A 16,754-nucleotide genomic window follows, 5' to 3' on the forward strand; every position below is an offset into this window, starting at 1 on the left:
TTGATAAATGCGTAGCAAAGCTCCAGAAATATGCTCCGCGTCCTGTGGGCACGGCTTCAGCTAACCTAGGAAAGAAAATTCTTTTCTTTCCTAAGTGGATCTTCAGCTCGCGCTGATTCCACGGGAGTCTCCGCATATTTCCTACGCTTAAGGGAAGTGCTACAACTTATAGGACAGCTAAAAGCAGTGGTTCTAGGCATTATGTTATTCAAATGCTGTTATTTATGGATGCAATCAATATGCTAGCAATTCCTAAAGTTGTAGAGTACGAATCCTAGCGCAGGCCAACCACGTAGACTCCCGCGGGACGTGCAGGTGCTGAAGATCCACTTTGTGAAGCGGTCTTCTTCACAAAGTTAGCTTCAGCCGTGCCCCGCAGGACGCGGAGTGGTTGGCCGGAGCGGCATTATACCTCTAACTAGATTTCAATATGGATTCAACGCTAGTTAACATAATCCGTATTATGAGCAGTCTTATTGTTACTCCATCATTCTTTGCGGATTGGAAAAACGCCAGAAAGAATTAACTTTCTGACGTTGATCGTTTGGCGTATCGTTCTAAACCTAAACCTGGATTGGCGTTTAAATCCCATGAGGCGCGGTGACCTTGTTGATAGGCGATTGAGCCTGCTGCTGCTATCATCGCCGCGTTATCTGTGCATAGGGATAATGGCGGGAACAGCAACTCCATTGACGTTTCTGATTTAAATTTTTGCTCCATTGCATAGCGTAATCCTTTATTAGCTGCTACTCCACCAGCCACAATGACTTGCTTTACATCAAATTGTTTCGCTGCTCTGTATGTTTTTTCTGTTAACACATCCACCACACTAGCCTGAAAACTTGCTGCAACATCCTCCTGCTTCAAACTCAGTCCCTTTTGCTTCCCATTATGGAGTGTGTTAATAACTGCGGATTTAAGTCCACTAAAGCTAAAGTCAAATGAATCGTCTTCCAGCCAGGCACGAGGAAAATCGATCGTCTCTTCCCCTTGATGTGCCAATGTATCAATTTTTGGCCCGCCTGGATACGGTAATTCAAGCGTCCGAGCTACTTTATCATATGCTTCACCTGCCGCATCATCTCGCGTTTCGCCAATAATCTCAAATTCCCCATGACCTCTCATTAAGATTAGCTCAGTGTGACCACCGGAAACAACTAAAGCTAATAATGGAAATGCAAATTCTTTTTCTAAACGGTTTGCGTAAATATGACCAGCGATATGATGGACACCAATTAAAGGTTTCTGGTGAGCATAGGCTAAACCTTTTGCTGCATTCACACCAACAAGTAATGCACCAACAAGACCTGGACCTTCCGTCACTGCGATCGCATCGATATCATCTATGGTCAAATCAGCCTTCACAAAGGCTTCCTCCAGTACGAGCGTAATTTGCTCCACATGATGTCTAGAGGCTATTTCCGGTACTACTCCACCAAATCGCTGATGACTCTCAATTTGTGATGCTACTACATTCGATACAATTTTAGTACCATCCTTAATGATAGCAGCGGCTGTTTCATCACAGCTTGTTTCGATTCCTAAAATGTATTCACTCATAAACTCACCCACAATACTAAAGCATCTTCCTGGTTGTCGGTATAATAATTTTTACGTATACCACCAGGTTGTAAACCGAATTTCTTGTACATTTTCTGTGCAGCCAGATTAGAAACACGTACTTCTAATGATAATTGTGTAATTCCGCTGGCAATCGCGTAATTGATCACATATTGAAATAAACCTTTCCCGTATCCTGTTCCTCGGTAATCTGGATCAACCGCAATATTCGTAATTTGTGCTTCATCAATTACCATCCACACTCCGCAGAATCCGACTACCTTCTTATCCACAACAGCCACAAAATAATGTGCATAAGTGTTTTTATATAATTCCTGATCATATATATCATCTGGCCAAGGAACAGAAAAGGACCGTTTATCTATTTCTTTAACCGCATGTAAGTCTTCTTGTTCCATTTTGCGAAATTGTACACTAGACATTTTTCTCTTGTTCCTTTAGCCAATTAGCTTCAGCTTCCACCATTCTAATATAATTTGGTGTTAACTCATGTACTTGACTCTCCTGATAATTCGCAGCTAATAAAGCGAGAACACCTGGACGGGGAAGGTTATCTACGGCAAAGGGAAAGTGTGCATAGTCCCCGAGTTTTTCTTTTATCAATCCCTGGTGTTTATCTAAATCCTGACTTAGAAAGAGAACATGTTCTCCACGCTGCTTTAAATCTTCTAACCACTGCTCCATTAAGATATTCTGGTCTTCAGTCAATTCTTGCAAATGGCCCTGCTTGTATTCATATAAACCGGTATAAACCAATCCTCTTCGTGCATCAAAAAAAGGAGATACAATCATATTGGCATATCTCGCATTATGTGCCACTAACGCTAAACTCGATATCGCCATAATCGGAATCTGCAATGTCCATGCCATTGTTTTGGCTGTGGCCAATCCTATTCTCACTCCAGTATAAGAGCCAGGTCCTTTTGCTACGGCAATACGATCTAATTGATCAGGGCTTAAACCAGCTTGATTCATCACATAATCTACTGCCGGCAGTAAACCAATCGAATGATTACGTTTCACATTAGCAGTATATTCTGCCTTTATCTCTCCATTTGAACTCACCGCTACTCCCAATAGCTGATTAGAAGTATCTATCGCCAACACATTCATTAATATAACTCCTTACATACGGAATGAAAATAACTACCGATAGGCTGAAAAATAATCTTCCGTTTTGTTTCATCTATCCTTTTCATCTGAATCCCCAGTCGTTCATGCGGTAAAAATTCTTCGATAAAACGTGCCCATTCGACAACCGTAATTCCATCTCCATTAAAGTATTCATCAAATCCGATATCTTCCTCACTATTCTCCAGACGGTACACATCCATATGGTATAGTGGGATTTCACCTTGATATTCTTTTACTATCGTAAATGTAGGACTATTAATCGTTCTGGTAACACCTAGACCAGCGCCAAGTCCTTTTGTGAAAGTTGTCTTTCCAGCACCTAAGTCACCTTCAAGTGTAATGACGTCATTAGGTCTCAGTAATGTAGCTAATTTGCTGGCCAGTCGTTTCGTTTCTTCTTCTGTTGCCGTTTCAAATATATATTGTTCCATGTTATCACCTTTTCAGATGTGTATATCCTGATTTATCTAAGATTTTTAATTGACCTTGATATCGCAACCAGGCTTTTCCATTAAATTTTTCGTTATCTACTACCTTACCGATTGAGGTTAGCTTTGTGTCAGTGAGTTTCGCGTATTCCATTAGTCTATCCCAATCTTCAGGCGGCACTGTTCCTATTAATTCAAAGTCTTCTCCACCACTTAATATCCATTGATACAAGTTATCTGGAGAATTCTTTGCAAGTAAATCGTGGTAGGGGATGCGATCAAAATCCAACAGCATTCCTTTATCTGAAGCAGCTGCGATTTCATTCGCTTCATTTGCAATACCATCACTCACATCATTTAATGCCATCCGTTCTATAGGTCTAGCCTGATTAATAAATGACACTCTTGGGCTTGGCATCTGATGACGATGAATAAAATATTGCGATGCTGCATCATCTTGTTCATTCAGTAACAAATGCAAACCGTATGCAGAATCCCCAAGCGTACCGGTTACAAAGATTATATCATGTTCTCTAGCAGTATTACGATATCTAGCTTTACCATTGTTTACTGTTCCTAATACGGTGATTGACAAACTTAGATGCTCACCAGAGACTGTATCACCACCGATTAAGTCCATGTGATAAGCATTTGCCAATGCTGTCATACCTTGATATATTTCTTGCAGTTCCTCTGCTGACCATCGATCAGGTACAGTAATAGACACTAAATAGGAGACTGGCTTTCCTCCCATTGCCGCAATGTCACTAATATTCGCCGCTAGTGCACGGTAGCCGATATGAAACGGTGCAGTTGTCATTTCGTTAAAATGTATATTTTCAACCATTGTATCCATTGTCATTATTATATCGTTATTTGTATGTCTCAATATGGCAGCATCATCGCCGATACCCTTGATAACGGATGATTGACGATAATACTTCGGTTTTATCGATTGAATAAAGTCAAACTCCTCCATGCCAGCACCTCCAAAAAAGCAACCTAAAATTATCATACCAAATCTTTAACGTTGGTGACAGGACGAACCTCTATATGTAGTGGTAATTAGGAAAAATTTTTTATTTTTGGACAAACAAAAAAACCCTAAGTTACCATACTTAAGGTTTGTTAGTCATAAACTGGCGGTCCGGACGGGACTCGAACCCGCGACCTCCTGCGTGACAGGCAGGCATTCTAACCAACTGAACTACCGGACCATTTGGTTGTACCCAATGGGCACTACATTCATTTTCTTTCGAAGAAGTTATTTCAACGTATTAAGAAAATTTGGTTGCGGGGGCAAGATTTGAACTTGCGACCTTCGGGTTATGAGCCCGACGAGCTACCAGACTGCTCCACCCCGCGACGATAATAATAATATTAATTTGTTACTCTATAACTTTTTAGTTATATAAAATATAACAGCCTGGCAACGTCCTACTCTTGCAGGGGCGCGAGCCCCAACTACCATGGGCGCTGAAGAGCTTAACTGCTGTGTTCGGCATGGGAACAGGTGTGACCTCTTCGCTATCGCTACCAGACTAACAAGGATGTTGGTCGATCGATGTTGTCACATGGATGTGACGATTTTAATCAATCATCCTATATTATTACATGGGTTTGCACCTTGAAAACTAGATAAGACAAGAGACAGACATCAACGAACCGTTGCACATCAGAAACATTTGTATAGATAAGTCCTCGATCTATTAGTATTCGTCAGCTTCACATGTCACCATGCTTCCACCTCGAACCTATCAACCTCATCGTCTCTGAGGGATCTTACTCACTTACGTGATGGGAAGTCTCATCTTGAGGGGGGCTTCATGCTTAGATGCTTTCAGCACTTATCCCTTCCACACGTAGCTACCCAGCGATGCTCTTGGCAGAACAACTGGTGCACCAGCGGTGTGTCCATCCCGGTCCTCTCGTACTAAGGACAGCTCCTCTCAAACTTCCAACGCCCACGACGGATAGGGACCGAACTGTCTCACGACGTTCTGAACCCAGCTCGCGTACCGCTTTAATGGGCGAACAGCCCAACCCTTGGGACCGACTACAGCCCCAGGATGCGATGAGCCGACATCGAGGTGCCAAACCTCCCCGTCGATGTGGACTCTTGGGGGAGATAAGCCTGTTATCCCCGGGGTAGCTTTTATCCGTTGAGCGACGGCCCTTCCATTCGGTACCGCCGGATCACTAAGCCCGACTTTCGTCCCTGCTCGACTTGTAGGTCTCGCAGTCAAGCTCCCTTCTGCCTTTGCACTCTGCGAATGATTTCCAACCATTCTGAGGGAACCTTTGGGCGCCTCCGTTACATTTTAGGAGGCGACCGCCCCAGTCAAACTGCCCACCTGACACTGTCTCCGAACCGGATCACGGTTCTGGGTTAGAAGGTCAATACAGCCAGGGTGGTATCCCACCGGCGCCTCCACGTAAGCTAGCGCTCACGTATCTCAGGCTCCCACCTATCCTGTACAAGCTGTACCAACATTCAATATCAGGCTACAGTAAAGCTCCACGGGGTCTTTCCGTCCTGTCGCGGGTAATGCGCATCTTCACGCATAGTATAATTTCACCGGGTCTCTCGTTGAGACAGTGCCCAAGTCGTTGCACCTTTCGTGCGGGTCGGAACTTACCCGACAAGGAATTTCGCTACCTTAGGACCGTTATAGTTACGGCCGCCGTTTACTGGGGCTTCGGTTCAACGCTTCGCTAATGCTAACGCATCCCCTTAACCTTCCAGCACCGGGCAGGTGTCAGCCCCTATACTTCGCCTTACGGCTTCGCAGAGACCTGTGTTTTTGCTAAACAGTCGCTTGGGCCTTTTCACTGCGGCTTCTCGCAAAAGAAGCACCCCTTCTCCCGAAGTTACGGGGTCATTTTGCCGAGTTCCTTAACGAGAGTTCTCCCGATCACCTTAGGATTCTCTCCTCGCCTACCTGTGTCGGTTTGCGGTACGGGCACCCTTTTCCTTGCTAGAGGCTTTTCTTGGCAGCGTGAAATCCGGAACTTCGGTACTATATTTCCCTCCTGATCACAGCTTGTGATTGCCAGACGGATTTGCCTATCTGACTCACTTACTGTTTCAACGCACACATCCAGTGGTGCGCATTCCTTATCCTTCTGCGTCCCCCCATCACTCAAACGGAATTGGGTGGTACAGGAATATCAACCTGTTGTCCATCGCCTACGCCTTTCGGCCTCGGCTTAGGCCCCGACTAACCCTGAGCGGACGAGCCTTCCTCAGGAAACCTTAGGCATTCGGTGAAGAAGATTCTCACTTCTTTTTCGCTACTCATACCGGCATTCTCACTTCTAAGCGCTCCACCAGTCCTCACGGTCTGACTTCGCTGCACTTAGAACGCTCTCCTACCATTGATCGTAGATCAATCCGTAGCTTCGGTGATACGTTTAGCCCCGGTATATTTTCGGCGCAGCGTCACTCGACCAGTGAGCTATTACGCACTCTTTAAATGATGGCTGCTTCTAAGCCAACATCCTGGTTGTCTATGCAACGCCACATCCTTTTCCACTTAACGTATACTTTGGGACCTTAGCTGACGGTCTGGGCTGTTTCCCTTTCGACTATGAACCTTATCACCCATAGTCTGACTCCCAAGGTAATATGATTGGCATTCGGAGTTTGACTGAATTCGGTAACCCGGTAAGGGCCCCTAGTCCAATCAGTGCTCTACCTCCAACATACATGCCTTGAGGCTAGCCCTAAAGCTATTTCGGAGAGAACCAGCTATCTCCGTGTTCGATTGGCATTTCACCCCTACCCACACCTCATCCCCGCACTTTTCAACGTGCGTGGGTTCGGGCCTCCAGTCAGTGTTACCTGACCTTCACCCTGGACATGGGTAGATCACACGGTTTCGGGTCTACGACCACCTACTAAAACGCCCTGTTCAGACTCGCTTTCGCTGCGGCTCCGTGTCTTCCACTTAACCTTGCAGGGGATCGTAACTCGCCGGTCCATTCTACAAAAGGTACGCCGTCACCCATAAAAGGGCTCCGACTACTTGTAGGCACACGGTTTCAGGTTCTCTTTCACTCCCCTCCCGGGGTGCTTTTCACCTTTCCCTCACGGTACTGGTTCACTATCGGTCACTAGGGAGTATTTAGCCTTGGGAGATGGTCCTCCCGGATTCCGACGGAATTTCACGTGTTCCGCCGTACTCAGGATCCACTCCGGAGGAAACACATTTTCGACTACAGGATTGTTACCTTCTATAATGGGCCTTTCCAGACCACTTCGTCTAATGTATTTCTTTGTAACTCCAAAGGAGTGTCCTACAACCCCAAAAAGCAAGCTTTTTGGTTTGGGCTAATTCCGTTTCGCTCGCCGCTACTCGGGAAATCGCGTTTGCTTTCTCTTCCTCCGGGTACTGAGATGTTTCAGTTCCCCGGGTCTGCCTCATTTATCCTATGGATTCAGATAAATGTTCTACTCCATGACGAGCAGAGGGTTTCCCCATTCGGAAATTCTCGGATCAAGGCCTACGTACGGCTCCCCGAGACATATCGGTGTTTGTCCCGTCCTTCATCGGCTCCTAGTGCCAAGGCATCCACCGTGCGCCCTTCTTCACTTAACTATACTTACTTTATTCCAATGAAAAGCGAGTTGGTTATTGTTTGATGTCTTGTCATCAGTTTCGTTTCCACAGCTGTCAAGCAGTTGCTTCCACGTCCTGATTACTCTTATCTAGTTTTCAAGGTACAAGTTCAAGAGAGTATTGATCTCTCAAAACTGAACCAAACAACCAAGTATGATTTGTCACCTTGTAAAAGGTGTTCCTATAATCCTTAGAAAGGAGGTGATCCAGCCGCACCTTCCGATACGGCTACCTTGTTACGACTTCACCCCAATCATTGGCCCCACCTTCGGCGGCTGGCTCCAAAGGTTACCCCACCGACTTCGGGTGTTGCCAACTCTCGTGGTGTGACGGGCGGTGTGTACAAGGCCCGGGAACGTATTCACCGTGGCATGCTGATCCACGATTACTAGCGATTCCGGCTTCATGCAGGCGAGTTGCAGCCTGCAATCCGAACTGAGAATGGTTTTATGGGATTTGCTTGACCTCGCGGTTTCGCTGCCCTCTGTACCATCCATTGTAGCACGTGTGTAGCCCAGGTCATAAGGGGCATGATGATTTGACGTCATCCCCACCTTCCTCCGGTTTGTCACCGGCAGTCACCTTAGAGTGCCCAACTTAATGCTGGCAACTAAGATCAAGGGTTGCGCTCGTTGCGGGACTTAACCCAACATCTCACGACACGAGCTGACGACAACCATGCACCACCTGTCATTCGGTCCCCGAAGGGAACTCCCTATCTCTAGGGACATCCGAAGATGTCAAGACCTGGTAAGGTTCTTCGCGTTGCTTCGAATTAAACCACATGCTCCACCGCTTGTGCGGGCCCCCGTCAATTCTTTTGAGTTTCAGCCTTGCGGCCGTACTCCCCAGGCGGAGTGCTTAATGCGTTAACTGCAGCACTAAGGGGCGGAAACCCCCTAACACCTAGCACTCATCGTTTACGGCGTGGACTACCAGGGTATCTAATCCTGTTCGCTCCCCACGCTTTCGCACCTCAGCGTCAGTTACAGACCAGAGAGTCGCCTTCGCCACTGGTGTTCCTCCACATATCTACGCATTTCACCGCTACACGTGGAATTCCACTCTCCTCTTCTGCACTCAAGTTCCCCAGTTTCCAATGACCGCTTGCGGTTGAGCCGCAAGATTTCACATCAGACTTAAGAAACCGCCTACGCGCGCTTTACGCCCAATAATTCCGGACAACGCTTGCCCCCTACGTATTACCGCGGCTGCTGGCACGTAGTTAGCCGGGGCTTCCTCGATAGGTACCGTCAAGGTGCCGCCCTGTTTGAACGGCACTTGTTCTTCCCTAACAACAGAACTTTACGATCCGAAAACCTTCTTCGTTCACGCGGCGTTGCTCCGTCAGACTTTCGTCCATTGCGGAAGATTCCCTACTGCTGCCTCCCGTAGGAGTCTGGGCCGTGTCTCAGTCCCAGTGTGGCCGATCACCCTCTCAGGTCGGCTACGCATCGTTGCCTTGGTGAGCCGTTACCTCACCAACTAGCTAATGCGCCGCGGGCCCATCTGTAAGTGATAGCCAGAGGCCATCTTTCAACATTCCTTCATGCGAAGCAATGTGTTATCCGGTATTAGCCCCGGTTTCCCGGGGTTATCCCAATCTTACAGGCAGGTTGCCCACGTGTTACTCACCCGTCCGCCGCTCGTTCCACTAACGTCCTCCCGAAGGATTCAGTTAGCTTCCCGCGCTCGACTTGCATGTATTAGGCACGCCGCCAGCGTTCGTCCTGAGCCAAGATCAAACTCTCAATAAAGTTGACTTGCGCTCGCTTCTATAAGCTAGCTTGTTTATTAATTCATACTGGTTGTTTTGTTCAGTTTTCAAAGATCAAAATGACTCCGTAAATGGTGGGCCTGAGTGGACTCGAACCACCGACCTCACGCTTATCAGGCGTGCGCTCTAACCAGCTGAGCTACAGGCCCATTTACAATGGAGCGGGTGAAGGGAATCGAACCCTCGACATCAGCTTGGAAGGCTGGGGTTTTACCACTAAACTACACCCGCATGTAACAAATATATTTATGAAATTACTGATCGACTGGTCGGGAAGACAGGATTTGAACCTGCGACCCCTTGGTCCCAAACCAAGTGCTCTACCAAGCTGAGCTACTTCCCGGTTATGGCGCGCCCGAGAGGAGTCGAACCCCTAACCTTTTGATCCGTAGTCAAACGCTCTATCCAATTGAGCTACGGGCGCTTATCAAAGCGACAATTACTAATATATCACGGAACGCTTTGCAGCGTCAATAGTTTTTTAAAAACTTTTTAAAATGCGGTCGAGAGGACTTGAACCTCCACGGGTTATTCACCCACTAGGCCCTCAACCTAGCGCGTCTGCCATTCCGCCACGACCGCTCGATACCCAGTCATCCATTATATAGTATATAGATGGTGAGCCATGGAGGATTCGAACCTCCGACCCTCTGATTAAAAGTCAGATGCTCTGCCAGCTGAGCTAATGGCTCTTGTTGCATATCAATCACGACGGTAGCTCAATTTTCTATTTTGTAAAACTGCTTTTAAATCAAAAGTAGCATATAGAAAAATTATCTTTATTATGATCGATCATTACTACTTACTTTGTGAAGAAACGATCAAACTATAAGAATAGTATATTCGTCAGAAAGACGAATGATAGCAAGCTATTTTTAGTCAAAAAAATGGCTGGGCTAGCTGGATTCGAACCAGCGCATGACGGTACCAAAAACCGTTGCCTTACCGCTTGGCTATAGCCCAACAATGGCGGTCCGGACGGGACTCGAACCCGCGACCTCCTGCGTGACAGGCAGGCATTCTAACCAACTGAACTACCGGACCTATTAAATTGTTTGAAAAGATGACCCGTACGGGATTCGAACCCGTGTTACCGCCGTGAAAGGGCGGTGTCTTAACCACTTGACCAACGGGCCACAAAAAAATAATGGCGGAGAAGGAGGGATTTGAACCCTCGCGCCGCTTACGCGACCTACACCCTTAGCAGGGGCGCCTCTTCAGCCACTTGAGTACTTCTCCATGGCTCCACAGGTAGGATTCGAACCTACGACCGATCGGTTAACAGCCGATTGCTCTACCACTGAGCTACTGTGGAATAATGAATAACTCATGTTGACGACGTTAAATATAATATAATATTTGAAGTTTGTTGTCAACCATTTTCAGAAAAACATTTTAAAATGTTTTATCTGGTTGGACAAGTGCCCTTCAAAGTGACACCAATATAATTTATCATATACTAAAACTATAAGTCAATACATATCTCTAAATTCTTTTATGTTTTTATCAATAAGGTTAAACGACCGCGACATTTACCGCAACGATACCTGTTCGTATTCATTCTTTTCCTTCTATTATATAACTGATTACACTCGGAACATTGATATTGATATTTATAATCGTTTTGTGTTGAAGGTAATGGATTACAAAAGCGCGGAGAATTAGTCTGTTTAAGCAGTTGTCTAAATTCACGATCACGGTGCTGATAACCTTTTCCTTCTATATGAAGATGATAGTGGCATAGCTCATGCTTGATAATTCCAACAAACTCATCAAAACCTAGTTCATCAAAATATTTTGGGTTCAGTTCAATTAACCTTTTTCCAGGTAAGTACCTGCCACCAGTTGTCCTTAACCGGTTATTAAAACAGACCTTATCTACAAATGGTTTATGGAACTCCTTCTCTGATATGTCTTTTGTTAATTTTTCTAATTCTGTTTGTGTCATTACAGACATTGTGTTTCACACCTATCTTTCTATCATCATATATATAGTACAACAAACCAAATAAGGGAGGAATCAAAATGCCTACTTGGTTAAAAAAACAATTATCAGGTGCTTTCCTTCAAAAGAATAAATACCAAATTCGATTATTGAATCAGTGTTGGTATTTCTATTGTGATAAAGAACAAATAAAGTAAAAGGCACCCTTACGATCGGCACCTTTTACCTATTACTTAATCATTCACCATACTTAATGCTATTCGTTGCTTGTTTTGATCCACCTGATCCACCCATACTGTAATTACATCACCTACAGAGACAAGATCCATCGGGTGCTTGACGAATTGATTTGACATTTTGGAGATATGAACTAGTCCATCCTGTTTCACTCCTATATCGACAAAAACACCGAAATCAACGACATTCCTGACAGTACCTTGCAATTCCATACCACTTTGAAGATCTTCCATCGATAGCACATTCTTCTTTAACAATGGTTGTGGCAAGTCATCACGAGGATCTCGATTCGGACTTATTAAAGCTTTCAGAATGTCCTCTAATGTTGGTAAACCAATATCTAATTGGTTCGCTAACGTTTTTTTGTCTAACTGATGGATTAACTCTTTTAACTTCTCACTGCCTAAGTCATCTACTGAACTGTTAATCTCTTTCAAAATTTGCTTAGCTGCTGGATAAGACTCCGGGTGAATCGGCGTACGATCTAGTGGCTCGTCACCATCCATGACTCTCAGGAAACCGATACTTTGCTCGTACGTTTTGTTTCCAAGTCTTGGAATATCTTTTAATTGCTTACGATTGGTGAATTTTCCGTTCTCGTCACGATATTTGATAACATTATTGGCAACCGTTTTGTTCAATCCTGATACATATTGTAATAAGGAAGATGATGCGGTGTTTACATTGACACCCACTTGGTTAACTGCGGTTTCTACAACAAATGTCAATGATCCTGTCAATTTCTTTTGACTGACATCATGCTGATATTGACCCACACCAATAGCTTTCGGTTCTATTTTCACCAACTCTGCCAACGGATCTTGTATTCGTCTGGCGATGGAGACCGCACTCCGTTCTTCTACCTGTAGATCAGGAAACTCTTCACGCGCCAATTTAGAAGCTGAATACACACTTGCCCCTGCTTCATTAACAATGATATAGGCAACATCAAGTTGATTGTTTTCAATCACATTAGCGATAAATTGCTCCGATTCACGAGACGCCGTACCGTTTCCAATTGCAATAAGTTCGATCGGAAATTCATTAATAAATTTCATTACTTTTCCCTCTGCACCTTTGGTATCGTGTTTCGGTGCCGTTGGATACATGACATCGACAGCTTTAACTTTACCTGTGTCATCAATTACCGCCAACTTACAGCCTGTGCGAAATGCCGGATCAACACCTAGTACATACTTGCCTTTTAGCGGAGGCTGTAACAACAGACTTTTCAAGTTTTTCGAGAAGATATCAATTGCCTGCTCCTCTGCCTTTTCAGATAGAGCCGCTCGAATCTCTCGTTCAACGGATGGCTGTGTTAAACGTTTATAACTATCCTCAATCACCTGTTCCATTAATTCTTTGATCTGCTCGGTAGCATTACGGAGAGTAACTTGCTTCTGTAAATATGCCAATAGATGATCTGTAGGTGGTTCAATCGAAACTTTAAGAACTCCCTCTTTTTCTCCACGATTTAAGGCCAGAATACGGTGTGATACAATCTTGCTAACTGATTCGCTATATTCGTAATACATTTCATAAATCTTCTTCTCGTCTAATTCCGCTTTTTTGACAGTTGCACTTATTAAGCCTTTCTGGAATGTTTGCTTCCGGATATGCTCCCTGTGCGTTGGTTCATCAGCAAGCCATTCAGCAATAATGTCCTGTACACCGGCGAGAACATCTTCAACATTATGTAATTCATGTTCTTCTGATAAAAATTCTTTCGCTTTTGCTTCAATGTCAAGGTTTTGTGTTTGATATATTTCTTTGGCTAACGGTGCTAAACCTTTTTCTTTCGCAATCGTAGCTCTTGTCCTACGTTTCTGTTTATATGGTCTGTATAAATCTTCTACTTTCTGCAGTTGATTCGCTTTTTCAATATCGATACGGAGCTGGTCTGTCAGCTTACCTTGTTCTTCAATTAATCTTATTACTTCTGCTTTTCGATCATTTAATGTATTGACGTATTGCCAAGCATCCTGAATATCTTTGATTTGTACTTCATCAAGCGATCCTGTTTGCTCTTTTCGGTAACGTGCGATAAATGGAACTGTATTTCCTTCCTCTAATAAGTGAATAACACTTTTTACTGATTTTTGATTAATCTTCGTCCGTTCGGTCACAGCTTGTAATAGCTGCTCATGCTCTTCGTTATTTGCCAATGTGTTTCCTCCTTCACTATTTGCCATCTATATTTTAACAAAAAAAAGAAAAATAAGAAAAGCACCGACATTGCTATATGACCCACAACCCTAAATGATCAGCCGATTTGTCGCATTCTTAGTGTCGTTCTTTTAATTACTGGAAGGTGATATCGGCTTACCCCCACCTTCATAACTAAATTAAAGCTACCTATAATATGGAATATGTAAAGTGGAACTGTCTGACATTGTGATAATTTTGATAGATTTCATCTGCTTAGAAAAGTTCCGGAAATATGCTCCGCACAGCTAATAGCAGTGGTGCTAGGCACATTGCTATGTAGAATTTGAATACTATCATGACAATTATAATCACCTCAATGTGCTAGCTCTTGTATAAATTGTAGAACTCATACATTAGCTTCAGCCGTGCCCCGCAGGACGCGAAGTGGTTGGACGGAACGGTATTGCCAAGCAGATGAAATATTTCAAAATTACCACTAAGCAGCTAGTTAACATAATCCATATTATAGGCACTGAGTGGATTAATTTAGTTTCAAGCTGATTAGTTACCGAGGGTTCTAATAGAAAAGAGACCTCATATCATTGAGGTCCCTCTTTATATTTCATTGCTATTAGAGTCGTATCATCGTCCATGTTATGCTTATACTGATAGGAAAAAGTATCAGTGATTTGCTCTACTTCCTGGTTATGGAAGTAGCTATTGGATATTTCCTTTGATGTTACTCCGTCTGAAAACATGATAAAGATCATGTTCTCTTCGACGTCGTCTGACATTATTTTGAATGGACGATCAAAGCCGCTTAGATAGCCTGCCTGTGGTATATTTCGCTTTTTGATTGAGTCAGATGTGACGGTTAGTAAACCTATATTACCAATGGAAGAATAGGCATATTGTTTATCTCTTAGGTCGATCTGCAAAATACCTAGAACAACTCCACGTTTACCAACTAACTTCTTATTACTTTTCTTCATAATAGACGCTACCGAGTCACTGGTGTTTTCTTTAATAACATCCATCACTATTTGAGAAGATTCCTTGGCGAATTCTCCACTACCGAGCCCATCCGCTAATGCACAAATAAATTTATCATCGGCTTCATGATAAAAATAACTGTCACCGCAATAGTAGTTACCTTTTTTTGCTTTTTGATATACCGATACTTCTACGTGACCTTCTTTTTGCATTAACGCATAGCCTCCATATTCTCTGCCAGCAATGCTTCTCTTAATTTTTTCAAGGCATGGCGCTGAATTCTAGATACATGCATTTGTGAAATACCTAGTGCTTCACCCGTTTCTTTCTGACTCTTGTTTTCAAAATACGTATATTTAAGAATTAACTGTTCTCTTTCATTTAAAATCGGCATGATTTTTTCTAACAATAGCTGACGATCAACGTCTTCGTATCCTTCATCCTGATTACCAATCAAGTCAAGAATGGACACCTCACTGCCATCAGCATCTGCTTCAATTTTTCGGTCTACAGATAAAGCATTATAGCTCTGGCTCATCTCCATTGTTTCCAGTACTTCTTCTTCTGAAACCTCCAAATAAGCGGCAATCTCTTTGATCGATGGTGACATTTGATTATCAGTTGTTAACAATTCTGTTGCCTTTTTGATTTTTGGACCAAGTTCTTTAATTCTTCTCGGGACATGAACACTCCATGTCTTATCACGGATGAATCGTTTGATTTCACCGATGATCGTTGGAATTGCAAATGATTCGAACGATCTTCCGATATCTGGATCGTATCTTCTAATCGCAGCTAATAAACCGAGCATTCCGACCTGTTCAAGATCCTCATAAATCATTTCATTCTTTGCATATTTTCTTGCTAGTGATTTCACAAGTTTTTGATAGGTAAGAACAATTTTCTCTTGAATCAATTGGTTATCGGGATCTTCTTGAAATGTACGAATCCACTCGTATACTTCATCCTCATGATTATTGTGAGGTCGTGATTTGGTCGTCATTAATATCCACCTCATTTTCATGGAGGTATTTAGTCATTAGCACGATCACACCATAATCGTTCTTGATTTCAACTTTGTCCATCAGTGCTTCAATTAAAAATAGGCCAAAGCCTCCTTCTCGTAAATCTTCAATTGATTCATTGTTAACAAATGGCCCTAAATCCTTCTTTACTTTCTGTAAGTCGAAACTGCCGCCTCTGTCAGCTACCATTACTTCCAAACGATCCTGATAAAGGCCAAATCCAATGGTTACTTCTCCGCCATCTTCATTCTGATATGCATGTTCCGTTGCGTTTGACATCGCTTCTGATACTGCTACTTTCAGATCTTCAATTTCTTCGTAAGAAAATCCCATACGATTGGCTATTCCAGATGTACTTAACCGGATAACCCCTACATATTCTGCTTTTGCCGGGACTTTCATTTCAATGAAGTCAAAAGGTTCCATTTAATTTCCACCTCGCACCGTTGAGTCGATGTTGATAATCCCATCCAACCCCGTAATATCAAAAAGTCTCCGCACTCGCTCCTGCAACGCTACAAGTCTCATTTCACTGTTATGTTCTTTAGTTGATTTCAGCGCACTGATAAATACGCCTAGTCCAGTACTATCCATGTAATTTACATTTTCCAAATCAACAACGATTTTATTACCTTCCTGCTTCGTTAACGGTAATAACGCTTCTTTCAATTTAGGCGCAGTGTACGCATCGATTTCTCCTGACAAAACCACTTCTTGCGCTTCATTCTTATCTACTAGATCTATATTTAAGTTCAAATCAGCTACCTCCTGTCGTCCTGCTGAACTTTGTTCCAAATTACAACTATATTACAAAATCATTGGTTTGCTGTGTGCCTAGTTAGTTTGATACCCCTTCATAATGAT

The 16,754-nt window shown here is 43.6% G+C and carries 12 protein-coding genes, 13 tRNA genes and 3 rRNA genes; 1 reads left to right on the forward strand and 27 read right to left on the reverse strand.

Going from position 1 to position 16,754, the window contains the following annotated elements; all coding sequences use genetic code 11:
* Positions 1-522: 522 nt before the first annotated feature.
* From tsaD to MUN88_RS02970, 22 genes are all read right to left on the reverse strand, one after another.
* A complete protein-coding gene (gene tsaD, locus MUN88_RS02865; protein ID WP_244720621.1) occupies positions 523-1,560 on the reverse strand; it encodes a tRNA (adenosine(37)-N6)-threonylcarbamoyltransferase complex transferase subunit TsaD in 1,038 nt (345 codons plus the stop codon).
* The gene (rimI, locus tag MUN88_RS02870) at positions 1,557-2,003 is read right to left on the reverse strand and encodes a ribosomal protein S18-alanine N-acetyltransferase (protein WP_244720624.1); all 447 of its coding nucleotides are present in this window, start codon (positions 2,001-2,003) and stop codon (positions 1,557-1,559) included. The genes tsaD and rimI overlap by 4 nt, the downstream gene beginning before the upstream one ends.
* Positions 1,996-2,694 carry a tRNA (adenosine(37)-N6)-threonylcarbamoyltransferase complex dimerization subunit type 1 TsaB gene (gene tsaB, locus MUN88_RS02875; protein ID WP_244720627.1) on the reverse strand — a complete coding sequence of 233 codons (699 nt, stop codon included), beginning with the start codon at positions 2,692-2,694 and terminating at the stop codon, positions 1,996-1,998. Before tsaB ends, rimI begins: the two co-directional genes overlap by 8 nt.
* Positions 2,694-3,146, reverse strand: a complete 453-nt coding sequence (tsaE, locus tag MUN88_RS02880) for a tRNA (adenosine(37)-N6)-threonylcarbamoyltransferase complex ATPase subunit type 1 TsaE (protein ID WP_244720630.1) — start codon at positions 3,144-3,146, stop codon at positions 2,694-2,696. The genes tsaB and tsaE overlap by 1 nt, the downstream gene beginning before the upstream one ends.
* 4 nt (positions 3,147-3,150) lie before the next feature.
* Complete coding sequence (gene thiL / locus MUN88_RS02885; protein ID WP_244720632.1) at positions 3,151-4,122, reverse strand: thiamine-phosphate kinase; 972 nt, start codon at positions 4,120-4,122, stop codon at positions 3,151-3,153.
* A gap of 161 nt (positions 4,123-4,283) precedes the next feature.
* Positions 4,284-4,360, reverse strand: a tRNA-Asp gene (locus tag MUN88_RS02890).
* 71 nt (positions 4,361-4,431) lie between these two features.
* A tRNA-Met gene (locus MUN88_RS02895) sits at positions 4,432-4,508 on the reverse strand.
* Positions 4,509-4,567: 59 nt separating this feature from the next.
* Positions 4,568-4,684: ribosomal RNA gene (gene rrf, locus MUN88_RS02900) — 5S ribosomal RNA — on the reverse strand.
* Between the two features lie 148 nt (positions 4,685-4,832).
* A 23S ribosomal RNA gene (locus tag MUN88_RS02905) occupies positions 4,833-7,744 on the reverse strand.
* Positions 7,745-7,959: 215 nt separating this feature from the next.
* A 16S ribosomal RNA gene (locus tag MUN88_RS02910) occupies positions 7,960-9,522 on the reverse strand.
* Together the 16S, 23S and 5S rRNA genes with 13 tRNA genes alongside form the textbook arrangement of a ribosomal RNA operon.
* A 92-nt stretch (positions 9,523-9,614) precedes the next feature.
* Positions 9,615-9,691, reverse strand: a tRNA-Ile gene (locus tag MUN88_RS02915).
* Positions 9,692-9,699: 8 nt separating this feature from the next.
* Positions 9,700-9,773, reverse strand: a tRNA-Gly gene (locus MUN88_RS02920).
* A 35-nt stretch (positions 9,774-9,808) separates the two neighbouring features.
* A tRNA-Pro gene (locus MUN88_RS02925) sits at positions 9,809-9,885 on the reverse strand.
* 4 nt (positions 9,886-9,889) lie between these two features.
* Positions 9,890-9,966, reverse strand: a tRNA-Arg gene (locus MUN88_RS02930).
* Between the two features lie 74 nt (positions 9,967-10,040).
* A tRNA-Leu gene (locus tag MUN88_RS02935) sits at positions 10,041-10,124 on the reverse strand.
* A 34-nt stretch (positions 10,125-10,158) separates the two neighbouring features.
* Positions 10,159-10,234: transfer RNA gene (locus MUN88_RS02940), tRNA-Lys, on the reverse strand.
* A 196-nt stretch (positions 10,235-10,430) separates the two neighbouring features.
* A tRNA-Gln gene (locus tag MUN88_RS02945) sits at positions 10,431-10,505 on the reverse strand.
* Between the two features lie 4 nt (positions 10,506-10,509).
* Positions 10,510-10,586 (reverse strand) — tRNA-Asp (locus MUN88_RS02950).
* A gap of 20 nt (positions 10,587-10,606) precedes the next feature.
* Positions 10,607-10,678, reverse strand: a tRNA-Glu gene (locus MUN88_RS02955).
* A gap of 12 nt (positions 10,679-10,690) precedes the next feature.
* Positions 10,691-10,781 (reverse strand) — tRNA-Ser (locus MUN88_RS02960).
* Between the two features lies 1 nt (position 10,782).
* Positions 10,783-10,857, reverse strand: a tRNA-Asn gene (locus tag MUN88_RS02965).
* A 180-nt stretch (positions 10,858-11,037) separates the two neighbouring features.
* The gene (locus MUN88_RS02970; protein ID WP_244720635.1) at positions 11,038-11,499 is read right to left on the reverse strand and encodes a SprT family protein; all 462 of its coding nucleotides are present in this window, start codon (positions 11,497-11,499) and stop codon (positions 11,038-11,040) included.
* 68 nt (positions 11,500-11,567) lie between these two features.
* On the opposite strand from MUN88_RS02970, the gene cmpA reads away from it, so the two are divergent.
* Positions 11,568-11,684: a cortex morphogenetic protein CmpA gene (cmpA, locus tag MUN88_RS02975; protein WP_244720637.1), complete on the forward strand. Its 117-nt coding sequence runs from the start codon at positions 11,568-11,570 to the stop codon at positions 11,682-11,684.
* 36 nt (positions 11,685-11,720) lie between these two features.
* On the opposite strand, the gene MUN88_RS02980 is transcribed toward cmpA, so the two are convergent.
* The 5 genes from MUN88_RS02980 to MUN88_RS03000 all read right to left on the reverse strand — a co-directional run bounded on the left by MUN88_RS02980 (position 11,721) and on the right by MUN88_RS03000 (position 16,646).
* Positions 11,721-13,916, reverse strand: a complete 2,196-nt coding sequence (locus tag MUN88_RS02980; RefSeq protein WP_244720641.1) for a Tex family protein — start codon at positions 13,914-13,916, stop codon at positions 11,721-11,723.
* 555 nt (positions 13,917-14,471) lie between these two features.
* Positions 14,472-15,077 (reverse strand): SpoIIE family protein phosphatase, encoded by a 606-nt coding sequence (locus MUN88_RS02985; protein WP_244720643.1) that lies wholly within the window; start codon positions 15,075-15,077, stop codon positions 14,472-14,474.
* The gene (gene sigB / locus MUN88_RS02990) at positions 15,077-15,868 is read right to left on the reverse strand and encodes an RNA polymerase sigma factor SigB (RefSeq protein ID WP_244720644.1); all 792 of its coding nucleotides are present in this window, start codon (positions 15,866-15,868) and stop codon (positions 15,077-15,079) included. The genes MUN88_RS02985 and sigB overlap by 1 nt, the downstream gene beginning before the upstream one ends.
* Positions 15,840-16,316 (reverse strand): anti-sigma B factor RsbW, encoded by a 477-nt coding sequence (gene rsbW / locus MUN88_RS02995; protein WP_244720645.1) that lies wholly within the window; start codon positions 16,314-16,316, stop codon positions 15,840-15,842. Before rsbW ends, sigB begins: the two co-directional genes overlap by 29 nt.
* A complete protein-coding gene (locus MUN88_RS03000; protein ID WP_244720646.1) occupies positions 16,317-16,646 on the reverse strand; it encodes an STAS domain-containing protein in 330 nt (109 codons plus the stop codon).
* Positions 16,647-16,754 lie beyond the last annotated feature (108 nt).

This window comes from Gracilibacillus caseinilyticus (genome assembly GCF_022919115.1).
Lineage (GTDB): Bacteria > Bacillota > Bacilli > Bacillales > Amphibacillaceae > Gracilibacillus > Gracilibacillus caseinilyticus.